The organism is Ruegeria sp. CDSC025 (assembly GCF_059610805.1).
The window spans coordinates 36,151-48,940 of the sequence record NZ_JBXWOJ010000006.1; the positions used below are offsets into that span (position 1 = coordinate 36,151).

The following is a 12,790-nucleotide window of genomic DNA, read 5'->3' on the forward strand; positions in this document are numbered from 1 at the left end:
TGGGTTCAGACCTTACGGCTGTGGCAGGATTGCGGGATCAGCTGAGGTGCGCAGGACAAACTCTTTTTCGCCTGCATCGGTAATCCGCGCGACCACAACATCACGCAGAGGCATCCGGTCGGTCCCCGCGAAAGTGAAGTTGGACATGATACCCTCACCATTCTCAATGCCGGCCATTGCGGCAGTCACGGCAGCAGGGTCTGTCGTGCCAGCCGCTGCGACAGCATCCTCGATCATATGCGCAATATCGCAGCCATTGACGTAGTAATTGTTGTCAGGCGTGATCCCCTTTGCAGCAGAGAACCGAGCGATGAAATCGGCATAGGCAGAGCCTTCGTCTGGGAAGCCACCAGATGTATGCGCTACGCCTGTGACGACATCACCAAGGCCGCGTACGGTTGGTGAATCGAGTACGTCACCTCCCATCACCTGGGTATCAACCCCGGCACCGCGCAGCGCACGGATGAAGGCCGGGAAATCAGGCTCCCAAGCCCATGTGACGATCACATCCGGGGTGGTATCCGCATTCTTGATGGTCGTCACGATGGCAGAAAAGTCCGGCTGGTTCAGCGAATAGTTGCTTTCCCCGACAACGGCACCACCAAGCGATGTGAAGGCCTCGCCAAAGTACTCGGGCCCACCCAATGTGTAGGCACTGTCCGGGGATTTCACGAGCCAGACACGTTCGAACCCTTGCTCGCGTGCGTGGCCTGCCAGTACGGCGGCCTGTTGGTTGTCCGCAGGGTAACTGCCAAAGACATGTTCACCGACTTGCGTCAGAACCGGGGCTGTTCCGGCAAAGGTCATTGTTGGGATGCTGTCAGCCGCTGTGATCTGGGCTGCGGCGATTGTCGGATCGGCATCGGCTGACGCCACGATGAACTGCGCGCCGTCATCGATCATTTCCTGTACGACTTTAACGCCTTCGGCGATGTCAGACCGGGTGTCGCGCACGATCAGCTCAACCGGTGTTGTGCCGTTCAGGCCCCCCTTGGCGTTCATTTCGTCAATGCAGAACTGGAACCCGGCATAGGCGGGTCCATCATAGGGGGCCAGATAGCCCGATTGCGCGGACATTACGCCGATTTTATAACTCTCAGCCATCGCTGTTCCAGCCAGGCCGGTGATAACTGCTGTTGAAAGAAGAAGGGCATTACGTATCATTTTATTGCTACCTCTGTTGGTTGACTTCGGTTGGTTTCGCTAATTTCTGCTTTTTGGGCTGTGCGCCCTTTGCCGATGTAAGCCTCGATGACTTTGGGATTTGCGCGCACGTCTTCAGGCGTGCCTTGCGCGATGACGCCACCTTGGTGCATCACCACGATCCAGTCCGACAGGCGGTTCACGAACCTCAGGTCATGATCGATCAGAAGGACACCGATGCCGCGTGTTTTGCCGACCTTAATCAGCCGATCAGCCAGGTCATCTGTTTCGCCGGGATTCATGCCAGCGGCCGGTTCATCTAGTAAAAGAATCTTCGGGTCTTGTGCCAAAGCGCGGGCGATTTCCAGGCGCTTGCGGGCACCATATGGCAGGCTGTCGGCGCGATACCCGGCGACTTCCCCAAGATCAAAGGCATCCAGTTCACGCAGGGTGATAGCCGCGGCAGTCTTGCGGTCGTGACCTGCGGCCAAAGCGGCAACAAGAACATTTTCGTAGGCTGTCAGACCGCTGAACAGGCGCAAGTTTTGGAAGCTACGCGAGACACCAAAGCCTGGCACTTTGTGATGCGAGACACGGGTCAGATCAACCTCGCCCATATGCGCAGAACCGGTGTCCGCCTGATAGGCGCGTGTCAGCAAGTTAACAAGCGTGGACTTGCCAGCACCGTTGGGGCCAATCAGGCCAGTGATGCGCCCAGTCGGAGCTTCGAAACTGACGTCTCTTACGGCTTTGACGCCTGCGAAACTTTTTGACAGGTTTGATGCTTTCAGCGTGGCTGGGACGACGGGCTCGGGCGTGCGCGCAGGAGTTACTCGGGACTTCAGGCGCCCGAGCAGGTTTGCATCGGCGCCAGGGCCAAGTTCAAAGCCTCCGACCAGACCCTGAGGTCGCGCCCAGATCACCAGCAGGATGGCAAGCCCCAGGACAATCGTCGTCAGGCCAAAGACCTCGGGCAAGGTGACGCCAAGCACAGTTGAGCCGCCTTCGAACTGGCGCACAGTGTCCTGCAGCAGCGTCACCGCGATCACCCCGACCACTGCGCCGCCAACCGATGACATTCCACCGACAATCATCATGACCACCTGCGCAAAGACGAGCCCAAGGTAGAAGGATGCGGGTGAAAATGCCCCCAGCATATGCCCGTAAAGTGCACCCGCGACTGTCGCCATGGTACCAGAGGCACACCAAGCGATGAATCTTGTGCGTCGGGCATTGATGCCAAGTGCTGTTGCGGCATCCTCATCGTCACGGGCCGCGCGGGAAAACAGGCCCAAACGGCTTTCGCGATACCAACGGGCCAGCAGGATTGCGACCGTGGCCGCGCCGAGGGCCAGAACCAGATCTGTCACCCTTGGCACACCGTAAAACGTCTGGCTGCCGCGTGTGATCTCGCGTGCGGCGATGGCCACGCCATGGGCGATGATCAGCAGGCCAAGCGTGGCAATCGTGGCAGACGCACCCACAAGCCGAGCGATGGCGCTTCCGGTTAGGGCTGCAAAGGCAAGTCCCGCAAGGGCGACCACCGGCAGCGACACCCAGATCGTTACTTCATGGCCTGCCAGAAATGACGGAAGATCCGGCAGGGCAGAACGTTGAAGAGCAGCAGGCATGGTGAGAATGCCTGACAGATAAGCGCCTAGCGCCAAAAACGCGCCATGCCCGAAAGACACAATGCCCGTGTTGCCGCAATAAATCGCAAGGGCCACTACAGCGACCACATTGACACACATCTGTACAGCAATCCGCTCGCCAGTGCGTCCAAAAATCAACGTCAGCCCAAGCACCACTGCCAGCAGCACAGCAACCGCCGCCGCCGTCCGGAGCAAGTTGGACGCCCGCAAGCGTCCGGGATGTGTATGAAGGGGGGCGATGCTCATGAGGGAATGTCCCCTACCGCTGTAACGATTGCGTCTGCCAGCAGATCCGCCCACAGCCCGACTTGCGATTGTTCGCGGATTTGATCGTTTCGAATTTCAATCAGGCAATGCACAAGCTCACGGGGTTCTGCATGCGCTGGAATAAACCAATCGCCCTCAGTTTCGATCTGATAGGGCTTGTTCAACGCAAAGGTCATGTCAGGGCGGCGCTGCGCGATATGTGCCATCAATGCTTTGGCAGCACCGCCTGTTCCGCGGCTTAAAAAGCCTGCCTGCCAAGGCCGGTCCTTGCCATCGAGATGCGGTGTAAAGGAATGGATCGAAAACGCGGCACGACGCGGACGGTTGGCAAAGAGCCGATTCAACTCTGCATCCATAGGTCGAAAGATTTCATCGACACGCATGGCCCGGCTCAATTCGGTGATCGCGCTGTTCCCCGGCACCTCAACCTGGTCGCTGATCGCAGGGACCGCCAAGGGGCTGTCAGGGGGACGGTTACAGTCAAATACCAGCCGTGAGTAATTTTGGACGACGAGAGGCGCGTTCAACTGTTCAGCCAACTGGCGCGCTACATCCTGAGCACCAATGTCCCAGCCGCGGTGGCTTTCAATGACGTCGCGGGAGACTCCCAAATCTCCAAGCATCTCGGGGACTGCATTGCCTGCATGCTCACACAGCAGCACGATCTCCGACGTGCTATCTGCATTAACGACGTCAATCGGCGCAGGATCGTTTGGCCCCAATAAGGTATGAGTACACAAATTCATGCAGCTTGGACCGCACGGTGTGTGCATCGTCTTATCATACCGAGCAGATCCTTGGGGTCGTGCGGGTCGGCAACCAGATCCAGCATTTCGCTTGGGGCGCCGTCAGTCGCTTTTTGGTGCAGCCAGCGCGTGGCCGAGAAATCCTCGACCACAAAGCCAACACCATCAAAAACCGTGATCTGATCTTCGGAGGTTCGTCCCTTTTTAGAACCGGTTAGAACCTGCCACAGTTCGTTGACCGCGTGATCCGGGTCGAGTTGCTGGATATCGCCCTTGATGCGCGTCTGTTTTGGGTACTCTACAGAAATGTCATTGCGCATCAGAATATCCCGTTGCCGATACTCGCAGCGGTTTTAGCTGATTTGGGGGCCAGTATACGCGTCACCATCGCCGATGTTGCCACCGTGCGAAGCGCCGTCAGAAGGGTCATTTCAGAAAAGGGCTGTGGATAGCCGGTATCAACAGAGGCCAGCACACCAACGGCGGTTAGGGTTTGCAGGCCGACCTTGGTGTTCGATCGGTGCCCGTTCGCGGACTTGAAGGTGTGATCCACACCATCAGAGGTTGGCATCAGTTCAATCACACCCGCCTTAGAATGGGACGCAACGCGCGGTGTTTTGTCAAATACCGGCCAGCGTTTGAAATCGGCTTCGATCATATTGGCCAATCCTGCAAGGCAGTCCCGTAGGCCATGCTTATGGACCAGGGCCCGCATGTTTTCGACGCTGACAAATGGAACCAATGCTCTGTCAGAGGGCGCGCTCATCAGTATGTTCCTTCGTACGCGGCGCATTTCTGTGCTGTGTCCATGTCTTTTACCGCGTCGATTTCTGCAGCCTTATGGGCGGCGTAGACGCTCGCGAAATCTGGTCCGAACCAACTGGTGACGGTCGTATCCGCCTGAAACGCCTCAAGGGCGGCCTCAAGCGTTTCGGGCAGGCGCACAAAACCACGCGCCGTGAGATCATCCGCTGACAGAAGCGACAGGTCTTCCTCGGTCGGCGCAGGCGCTTTCAGCCCATCTTCGATCCCCTGAACACCAGCATGTACAACAGCGGCCAAAGCCAGGTAGGGCGACGCCGCTGCATCCGCCGCGCGGTATTCAATGTTGAATTGTCTGGCGATTGAAGCGGGGTCCTTTGCCGTCACAGGGCAGACCCTTAACGAGGCCTCGCGGTCTCGGAACCCGAGATTGTTATACGCAGCCGACCACCGGTGCGGAGTAAGGCGTTCGTATGACACGACAGACGGTGCCGTCAGCGCTAAAATGTTAGGCAGGTATTTTAGCACGCCAGCAGCGAACCCATCAGTAAGTCTGGACATCCCGCAGGGGCCGCTTGCATCAAATGTGACCGGCTCGCCGGCATCGTCGACAAAGCTCATGTGGATATGAACGCCATTGCCGACGCTCGCCACATCGCGGATTGGTGTAAAGGTTGCAGCCTCACCCAGGTGACGCGCTGCCGAGCGAGTAAGCTCGCGCAGGATTACTGCCGCATCTGCCGAGCGCACACCTTTGGCAGGGCCGATAACGACCTCGTATTGATTGGGGCCGAATTCCTTCATGATACTGTCTGGCTCGAGCCCGTTTTCTGCGAGTGTCGCCATCAGCACTTCGCAAAGCTTCCGCTGAATCTCGAACCCTTCGCGTCCGTATCCCTGGTTTTCCACCGCCGGTGGGCTTTTCAGTTGAAACTCGTGCTCGAACGCCGAGATCAGATGAACGCCTGCTACATCATGCAGGCGCTTCAGCGCGGATTTGAGGATAGCGCGCGTACAAAAGGCCCAAGGATCCCCGTCAAGCGTGACGACATCGCCCATCAGGAAATGCTCGGTCACATCTCCAAATGTCGCCCGGGCCTCTGCGTTTGCATCGGGAATCAAAAGCAAATCACCTAGTGCGCCGAACGGGCTGTCAGCGATTATGTCGAAACAGGTGATCTGCACATTGGTAGGGGTCCAGCCGACCCCCCGCACCAGCCGTTTTTCCAACTGATCAGCGGGAAAGGCTTTGCCGCGCACCTTTCCGGCAACATCGGATATGGCAGCAAAAATTAGCGGCAGGGTCATTTTTCATTTTCCTCTTGAGTAAAGCGCAAAGCATCCCAGGCCTTGATGCGGTCTCGGGTCTGTTCCCAGTTGTCCTCGGCAATCCGCGTCACGATGGCCTCGGTCACCGAGAGTGCCGCCGAGTAAGTATCCCACAAGGTGCCGCTATCAATTGGCACCGGCATGACCTCATGGGCGTGTTTGGCAATCGGTGAAATCCATTTGTCCGTCATCAGGATCACACGGGCATTCCGATCGCGTGAGGCAACAAGCGACAGCTGCTCCAGCGCCGGTTGGTAACGGCGAAAATCAACAGCATAAAGGATATCCCCGGGCCGCATCCGCAACAGATATTCTGGCCAGCCTTCAGGCGTATCAGGCAGATGAAACACATCCTTGCGGATCTGACGCAGGTGGAACGAAAGATGCTTGGCGATCGTATCGCTGATCCGGCCACCCAGCACGTAAACGCTGCGTTTCGGGTCGGTCAGAAGGGTGCAGATCTGGTTAAACTGATCTTCGGTGATAGCATCAGCCGCCATGGCCATCTGGCTGGCCGATTTGGAAATAAAGTCCTTCAGATATCCCCCATGAACGGGCCGTTCCGCCTGGTGGAGTTGAACCGGCGAGCGGTGCCCTTCTTTCAATTCCGCGATAAGATCACGTTGGAAATCCTGATATCCATCAAGTCCAATCTTGGTAACAAACCGTGAGATTGAAGGCGGTGACACCTCGGCGTGTTTTGCCAGCTCCTGGATCGAGGAAAGGCCAGCAAATGGGTAATCCGACAGGATAGCTGCAGCAAGTTTGCGCTCTCCGCTGGTTAGCATATCGGCTGCGTTCTCGATGCGGTCTCTGATCAACATGCGTTATATGGTGATGGAAAAATATTTTCTGTCAATCTAAATTGAATTGACTTTGGAATTTTATTTTCTTTTAGTATGGACGTCATGATCGCCCTCATTCATAAAATTAGACCTCTTGGGCAAACATTTGAAAGCAGAGACAGACATGGAATTGACCCGCGATCTTCCACTAGAATATGACCAATCGGGATTGCTGTTTATTGACGTGCAGAACTTTGCAGCCCACAGGGATGGTGCCGAATTCGAAGGGCTGACAAATGCCGAGTTTGACGCAAAGTTTGGCTGGTTTTTTGAGCAGCTGAAATCCCGTATCGTACCTAATATGCAAGCCTTGCAAAAGGGATTTCGCGCGGCGGGAATCGAGGTTCTTTACACAACGATTGAAAGTCTGACCAAAGACGGGCGCGACAGATCTCTGGATTACAAAATCACGGGCTTCAACGTGCCCAAAGGATCCTGGGACGGCAAGGTGATCGACGAACTGGCACCAGCCGATGATGAGATCGTGTTTCCAAAATCTTCGTCCTCAGTCTTTGTCTCGACCCACATAGATTACGTGTTGCGCAATCTCGGCATAAAGCAATTGGTGCTGGCAGGGATCGTGACCGATCAATGCGTCGAAAGCGCAATTCGCGATGCCTGTGATCTGGGCTATCTGGTCACCCAAGTAACGGATGCCTGCATGACCTACACGCAAGAGCGTCACGACAATTCCCTGCAAACGATCAAAGGCTACTGCCGTCAGGTGACGACAGCCGAATTGCTTGACGAAATCGGTCGTGGCTAGGTCGGTGAGGCGCCCAGCCGATCCGTTTGACGGCGCGTCTCAGGCGTTACCCACACCCGTTTTCTCGCCAAATTCCGATTTTCCCCTGCGCGTCAGTTCAACCTGTCATTATCCAAAAAATCGCTCAGAAATGTTTGGCGAGCCGCACTCAAAACAGCATGTGAGATCAGAGACAAACCCACACTTTTCGGTAAAACGTCCAAGCATTATCTGCCCTCACCACATGTTTTCCTTGATGCAGCGAATGCCAGTTTCAGAGTGACATAGTAAAAAGGCTACATAAGTGGTCACGGATTTGCCGATACACAAAGTAAATGCCAGGTTGAAACCATTTTTTTGATCGGTATCGGGGCCTTGGGAACAGCGGTAGGGCCACGAGCGTTGTAATTGCGGCTCCAAGTGGTTACATAGGGAACACTAAAGTTCTGGTTTTCTGCAGCCCAGGCGTATCGCCTGCTAGAGTGAACTAAGTTCTTCCATCATGAAAATTCAGCTGTCACGTCCTCTACTTGGATTTGATGTTTGGGAAAGTTGCCGATGTTATCGCGCACGACCACATCGCTTGTGATGTTAGTTGATCCGTTTGTGGTGATCAGACGCACCGATGGCTTGCCAATAAACCACAACGCAACCGTTGATCAAATGAGCTTCCGATAGGCAAGAACTGCGCCTATCGACCATCGCGTCCTGAGAATGGCCTGGGCGCAAGATTAAGATTGCGCAGAAAGACATAAAACAGCGAGGCGGCGCTTTCTCCGCCAGAGGAACTAAAATGACATTTCCAGAATGGACGAAACCAGGCATCTACGGTGCTTTGTGTGGTGCGGTTGCGGTCTCAATCCTTGGCTTTACCTGGGGCGGATGGACAACCAGCGGCAGCGCTCAAGAATTGGCGAAAGACCATGCAAGCGAAGAAGTAACGCTTGCGATGGTGCCGGTCTGCCTGAACAGGTCAACCGCTGACCCCAAGCGCGAAGAAATAATCGAAACACTGCAAGAGGCCTCTGGCTTTAACCGCCGCAAGGCCATGATGGATACAGGTTGGGCAACACTGCCGGGGTCAGATTCGCCAAGCCGCGACCTCGCAGATGCCTGTATCGCGGGGCTTGAGCTGGATGGATCATAAGGCAAAGGCAATGCCGCAACTCCTTCGGACGACTTGGCGCGCAAATCTGTCACTAGGCATTCAGATGAGTGCGGCGCTGATTGGGTTTACACTCTGTGCTTTGCTTTTATTTTCGATGCCTGCATTCTCTCAATCTACATCGCAATCGGTGCCAGAAAATGCCACTGCAACGAGTTACGGTGACGGTTGGAAATGCAACGCCGGGTATAGGTTGAGTGGCGACGTCTGCGCAGCTGTCGTAGTGCCAGAAAATGCCTATCCGACCAACCGTACCTATGGTTTAGGTTGGGAATGTCTTCATGGTTTTCGCGAGAACGATGAAGCGACCTGTGTTGCGGTGATTGTACCCGATGGCGGATTCCTTGATTCATCAGGTGAACGCTGGCATTGCTCGCGCGGTTTTCTCAAAATCGACGATACGTGCCAAGAAATTGTCGTACCCGCAAACGCTTATCTGGCTGATACGACCTATGGACCCGCGTGGGAATGCAAACGTGGGTTCGAAGCATTGGACGACCGTTGCGTCGCCATTGTGGTCCCGGCTAACGCGTATTTGAATTCATCAGGATACGGCCAACCCTGGACATGTGAACGTGGATATTTTGTAAAGGATGGCACGTGCGCGGCCGTCGTGATCCCTGAACATGCCTACTTGGACGATGCAACGTACGGCACGGGATGGAAGTGCGAGCGGGGATACGCGACCTCAGGTGTGAATTGCGAAACAATAGAGCTTCCTGCGAATGCCCATCTTGACAGGTCCGGAAACCGTTGGAACTGCAACAAGAATTTCAAGTCATCTAAAGGTCTGTGCGTTCTCGATAACTGAGCGCGCGGCGCGACTACTTCGACTTTGGTATCCGATGGTGACGACCGTGTTGCCTTGGGTGTCGACCACACAAAGGAAACATCATGAAAACCGACTTTAACGTGGCAAACACGATCCGTCGTCCTGTTAGCGGGGCGCAGGCGCCGCCATTGACCAGCGACGAACCCATAAGATCAACTTCTGCCACTCAGATCATCTTGCCGCCAACTGCGATTGTCTATTGCCAAGGTAACTTTGCCAAGGCGGATGGCAAAACTGCAAATGGCCTCGTTCGCCATTCAGAGGCCTACAGGATCCTGTCTGTCATCGATAGCGATCACGACGGCAAAGACAGCGGGTTGGTTCTTGACGATACTGTAAACCACATTCCGGTCTTCAGAAGTCTGGACGCTGCTGTTGTCCATGAAGCTGTAATCCCGGATACCCTCATTTACGGGATGGCACCATCTACGGGCAGGCTCTCATCGACAGATCGTGACGTTGTTCTCGACGCGATATCACTTAGTATGAACATCGTCAGTGGATTGCATGAATATCTGGGCGATGATCCAGAAATCGCTTCTTTTGCGGCCGAACGCAAAGTCACCATCCGAGATATTCGCAAACCCAAACCCAGCAAGGATATGCGCCTGTTCGATGGAAGTATTGCAGGTGTGAAAGCACTGCGCATAGCTGTTCTTGGGACCGACTGCGCCATCGGAAAGCGGACAACAGCGACTGTTTTAGCCCGTGCCTTGAACGCAAGGGGCATCAAGACTGTCCTTGTTGGTACGGGCCAGACAGGTTTGATGCAGGGTGCAAAATATGGGGTGGCAATGGATGCCGTACCGCCGCAGTTCTGTTGCGGCGAACTTGAAGGCGCGATCGTTGACGCTTCCGAGTCTGAACGACCCGATGTCATATTGATCGAAGGTCAAGGCGCGTTGAGCCATCCGGCATTCTGCACATCCGCCTTTATCCTGCGGGGCAGCCAGCCGGACGCCGTAATCCTCCAGCACGCTCCAAAGCGCGCGCATCGCTGTGACTTTCCCAATATGCCGATGCCCAAGCCTGCAAGTGAGATTGCCCTTATCGAAGCATTTGCTGACACAAAGGTCATTGGTGTCACGCTCAATCATGAGGGGATGTCCGAGGCCGAGGTAACCGACACGATCGCCGCACAGTCACAAATACTCGGGCTGCCGGTAACGGATGTACTCAGCCGGCCGGCTTCGCATTTGCTTGCAATGGTTGTTGCCGCTTATCCTGGGTTACATCACTCGACACCCGTGGCTGCGATATGAGTACCCCTCGCATTGAGGTGCATCTGAGCAAGATACGTCACAATGCGAAGACTGTTGTCGAGCGCCTCAAGACACGCGGCATCGGTGTCACCGGTGTGACCAAGGCAGTGTGCGGGCATCCAGCCATCGCTCAGGCAATGCTCGACGGCGGCGCTGTGGGGCTTGCGGAAGCGCGGCTTAGTAACGTGCGAAGGTTACGCAACGCGGGCATGACATGTCCGATCACATTGATCCGTACACCAACGCTGAGCCAGGTCGATCAGGTCATCCAATACTGTGAGGCGAGCTACAATACAGAAATCCTCGTGATTACCGCTCTGGCCGCCGCCGCGATCCGGAAAGACTGCATTCACGGCATTATCCTGATGGTTGAGATGGGCGATCTGCGCGAAGGGATCATGCCAAAGGACCTCGGCTCGGTTGCACAGCAAGTGGTGGACATGCCCGGCGTTACACTGAAAGGCATCGGAGCGAACTTTGCATGTCTGGGGGGAATTGCCCCGAATGCTGCAGATATGGAGGCCCTATCTGACCTGGCTAATGAAACAGAGGGGCAGTGTGGTCCCTTCCTTCACACGGTATCTGGCGGAAACTCGGCCAACCTTCCTTGGGCCCTCGGCGGACACCCAGCTTGTCGCATCAACGATCTAAGGCTGGGGGAAGCAATACTTCTGGGCGTTGATCCGGTTTCCGGAGATCAAATAGGCGGGATGTATACGGATGCCTTCATACTTATCGCTGAGGTAATTGAAACAGGGTCCAAACCTGCATCTCACCCTCAGAGCATCTGCGATCCGGTATTCAAAAGACTTCACCTCGTCCCGAAAAGCGGACAGAGCACACAAATAATTCTGGCCGTTGGTCAGCAAGATACGGACATTTTGGGGCTTTCGATGCCCCCTGGATACAGGTTTATCGGTGCAACAAGCGATCATCTTGTCGTTGGCACTTACCATTCGACGCAAAGCGTAGGATCGGAAATGAAGTTCCAAATGAACTATAGTGCATTGATGAATGCTATGTCCGCTCCTGACGTTAAGACAAAGCTGCTCCGTGGCAGTCATTCACGACATGCGCATGTCTCTCAAGGATCAGGCAATCACCTGGCATCGATTTGAACACTCAACTGATAAATGCACCGTTGAAAACGGTTAGGAGAATAACCATTGGCAAAGCTGACAAAAAAAACTGTCTTCAATGCACACGTTCCCAAGGCGGAAACACCGATGGACAAAACAACGCGGATCGTTAGAGAAATGGTCAACGAAGAAGCAGAGCAAAGACAGATCAAGAATGCCCGGCTCCGCAAAACTCGGCTCGAAAGGGATGCGAATACATTATCTGAAGCCTGTCCGCCGAAGCCCGTCAAAAAGCGGTGACAGGATTGTCGCCCCTTCTTTTTGCGCGACTGGAATTATCGAAACACGAACAAAGCGGCTAGCGAGCATTGTTTTTCCCATGCATCAATCGCACCCATACTCATTTTACGGATACTGCCATGACAATCTCAGATGAGAGCTCAGAAAAAATTCACTATATCTGCCAGACATATGTGGAAAATAAGCCCGGTCGCGGAGGGCAAGGAAACTTGAAAATTGGTAAGCAATTTGAATATTCCACGGCGGCAGAGGCACAAAACAGAGCAGAAAGGGAAGCGCTATCCGACGATTGCGCTGGCGCTGATGCCTACATGGTCAGTGAGGACCCGAACAGTGGCGAGGTCGGGGCGCCGAGTTTCATCATTAGGCTTGGAAATGTTCCGGAATTTGATGAGTTTTAGATCTTGAGCAGGCTTCAGTTTAACTCTCTAAATTCACATTGATTGCGGCATTAGATCGACAAAAAGTAAATCTATTTGGTGCCAGAAAAACAGACCATTTTGGGCGTGGGTTTTGCCAAGAAACTGCGCCATGAATACCGGAAAAAAGCAGTTTTTAGTGTAGGCGCAGCGAGAAATCCCAAGGTGCAGGTCGGGCTCGTTTGATACTTTCGTGGTATCCAGCGTAAAGGATCGTTCTCTTACTTCGAGCCAGATTTTGACG

Annotated in this window: 13 protein-coding genes and 1 pseudogene; 8 read left to right on the forward strand and 6 right to left on the reverse strand. The window is 54.6% G+C overall.

What is annotated here, in order from left to right; translation table 11 throughout:
• Positions 1-12 precede the first annotated feature (12 nt).
• The 6 genes and pseudogenes from AC2FH8_RS10515 to AC2FH8_RS10540 form a co-directional block, all read right to left on the reverse strand.
• On the reverse strand, positions 13-1,164 hold the full coding sequence (locus AC2FH8_RS10515; protein ID WP_142635012.1) for an ABC transporter substrate-binding protein: 1,152 nt from the start codon (positions 1,162-1,164) through the stop codon (positions 13-15).
• On the reverse strand, positions 1,161-3,041 hold the full coding sequence (locus AC2FH8_RS10520) for a branched-chain amino acid ABC transporter ATP-binding protein/permease (protein WP_496689717.1): 1,881 nt from the start codon (positions 3,039-3,041) through the stop codon (positions 1,161-1,163). Before AC2FH8_RS10520 ends, AC2FH8_RS10515 begins: the two co-directional genes overlap by 4 nt.
• On the reverse strand, positions 3,038-3,808 hold the full coding sequence (locus AC2FH8_RS10525) for an N-formylglutamate amidohydrolase (protein WP_496689718.1): 771 nt from the start codon (positions 3,806-3,808) through the stop codon (positions 3,038-3,040). Before AC2FH8_RS10525 ends, AC2FH8_RS10520 begins: the two co-directional genes overlap by 4 nt.
• Positions 3,805-4,574: pseudogene (locus AC2FH8_RS10530) on the reverse strand (Rossmann-fold NAD(P)-binding domain-containing protein). The gene AC2FH8_RS10525 and the pseudogene AC2FH8_RS10530 overlap by 4 nt, the downstream one beginning before the upstream one ends.
• A complete protein-coding gene (locus tag AC2FH8_RS10535; protein WP_496689719.1) occupies positions 4,574-5,878 on the reverse strand; it encodes a glutamine synthetase family protein in 1,305 nt (434 codons plus the stop codon). The pseudogene AC2FH8_RS10530 and the gene AC2FH8_RS10535 overlap by 1 nt, the downstream one beginning before the upstream one ends.
• Entirely contained in the window at positions 5,875-6,723 is an 849-nt protein-coding gene (locus AC2FH8_RS10540; protein ID WP_271950266.1) for a MurR/RpiR family transcriptional regulator, read from the reverse strand. The genes AC2FH8_RS10535 and AC2FH8_RS10540 overlap by 4 nt, the downstream gene beginning before the upstream one ends.
• A gap of 145 nt (positions 6,724-6,868) precedes the next feature.
• Here AC2FH8_RS10540 and AC2FH8_RS10545 point away from each other — a divergent pair, with 145 nt between their 5' ends.
• The 8 genes from AC2FH8_RS10545 to AC2FH8_RS10580 all read left to right on the forward strand — a co-directional run bounded on the left by AC2FH8_RS10545 (position 6,869) and on the right by AC2FH8_RS10580 (position 12,732).
• Entirely contained in the window at positions 6,869-7,510 is a 642-nt protein-coding gene (locus AC2FH8_RS10545; protein ID WP_496689720.1) for a cysteine hydrolase family protein, read from the forward strand.
• Positions 7,511-8,282: 772 nt separating this feature from the next.
• On the forward strand, positions 8,283-8,636 hold the full coding sequence (locus AC2FH8_RS10550; RefSeq protein ID WP_142635000.1) for a hypothetical protein: 354 nt from the start codon (positions 8,283-8,285) through the stop codon (positions 8,634-8,636).
• Positions 8,637-8,700: 64 nt separating this feature from the next.
• A complete protein-coding gene (locus AC2FH8_RS10555; protein ID WP_282027536.1) occupies positions 8,701-9,465 on the forward strand; it encodes a hypothetical protein in 765 nt (254 codons plus the stop codon).
• Between the two features lie 83 nt (positions 9,466-9,548).
• Positions 9,549-10,748, forward strand: coding sequence for an N-acetyltransferase DgcN family protein (locus tag AC2FH8_RS10560; protein ID WP_496689721.1), 1,200 nt, complete (start codon positions 9,549-9,551; stop codon positions 10,746-10,748).
• Entirely contained in the window at positions 10,745-11,866 is a 1,122-nt protein-coding gene (locus AC2FH8_RS10565) for an alanine/ornithine racemase family PLP-dependent enzyme (RefSeq protein ID WP_496689722.1), read from the forward strand. Before AC2FH8_RS10560 ends, AC2FH8_RS10565 begins: the two co-directional genes overlap by 4 nt.
• A 48-nt stretch (positions 11,867-11,914) precedes the next feature.
• A complete protein-coding gene (locus AC2FH8_RS10570; protein WP_281972780.1) occupies positions 11,915-12,127 on the forward strand; it encodes a hypothetical protein in 213 nt (70 codons plus the stop codon).
• Positions 12,128-12,246: 119 nt separating this feature from the next.
• Positions 12,247-12,528 (forward strand): hypothetical protein, encoded by a 282-nt coding sequence (locus AC2FH8_RS10575; protein WP_142634991.1) that lies wholly within the window; start codon positions 12,247-12,249, stop codon positions 12,526-12,528.
• A 78-nt stretch (positions 12,529-12,606) separates the two neighbouring features.
• The gene (locus AC2FH8_RS10580; protein WP_271950255.1) at positions 12,607-12,732 is read left to right on the forward strand and encodes a hypothetical protein; all 126 of its coding nucleotides are present in this window, start codon (positions 12,607-12,609) and stop codon (positions 12,730-12,732) included.
• The last annotated feature ends 58 nt before the right edge of the window (positions 12,733-12,790 follow it).

Bases quoted from the DNA above. Each gene is read 5' to 3' on its own strand.
- AC2FH8_RS10575 (WP_142634991.1), top strand. From the start codon at position 12,247: ATGACAATCTCAGATGAGAGCTCAGAAAAAATTCACTATATCTGCCAG.
- AC2FH8_RS10565 (WP_496689722.1), top strand. From the start codon at position 10,745: ATGAGTACCCCTCGCATTGAGGTGCATCTGAGCAAGATACGTCACAAT.
- AC2FH8_RS10555 (WP_282027536.1), top strand. From the start codon at position 8,701: ATGAGTGCGGCGCTGATTGGGTTTACACTCTGTGCTTTGCTTTTATTT.
- AC2FH8_RS10545 (WP_496689720.1), top strand. From the start codon at position 6,869: ATGGAATTGACCCGCGATCTTCCACTAGAATATGACCAATCGGGATTG.
- AC2FH8_RS10525 (WP_496689718.1), bottom strand. From the start codon at position 3,808: ATGAATTTGTGTACTCATACCTTATTGGGGCCAAACGATCCTGCGCCG.
- AC2FH8_RS10540 (WP_271950266.1), bottom strand. From the start codon at position 6,723: ATGTTGATCAGAGACCGCATCGAGAACGCAGCCGATATGCTAACCAGC.
- AC2FH8_RS10515 (WP_142635012.1), bottom strand. From the start codon at position 1,164: ATGATACGTAATGCCCTTCTTCTTTCAACAGCAGTTATCACCGGCCTG.
- AC2FH8_RS10550 (WP_142635000.1), top strand. From the start codon at position 8,283: ATGACATTTCCAGAATGGACGAAACCAGGCATCTACGGTGCTTTGTGT.
- AC2FH8_RS10520 (WP_496689717.1), bottom strand. From the start codon at position 3,041: ATGAGCATCGCCCCCCTTCATACACATCCCGGACGCTTGCGGGCGTCC.
- AC2FH8_RS10560 (WP_496689721.1), top strand. From the start codon at position 9,549: ATGAAAACCGACTTTAACGTGGCAAACACGATCCGTCGTCCTGTTAGC.
- AC2FH8_RS10535 (WP_496689719.1), bottom strand. From the start codon at position 5,878: ATGACCCTGCCGCTAATTTTTGCTGCCATATCCGATGTTGCCGGAAAG.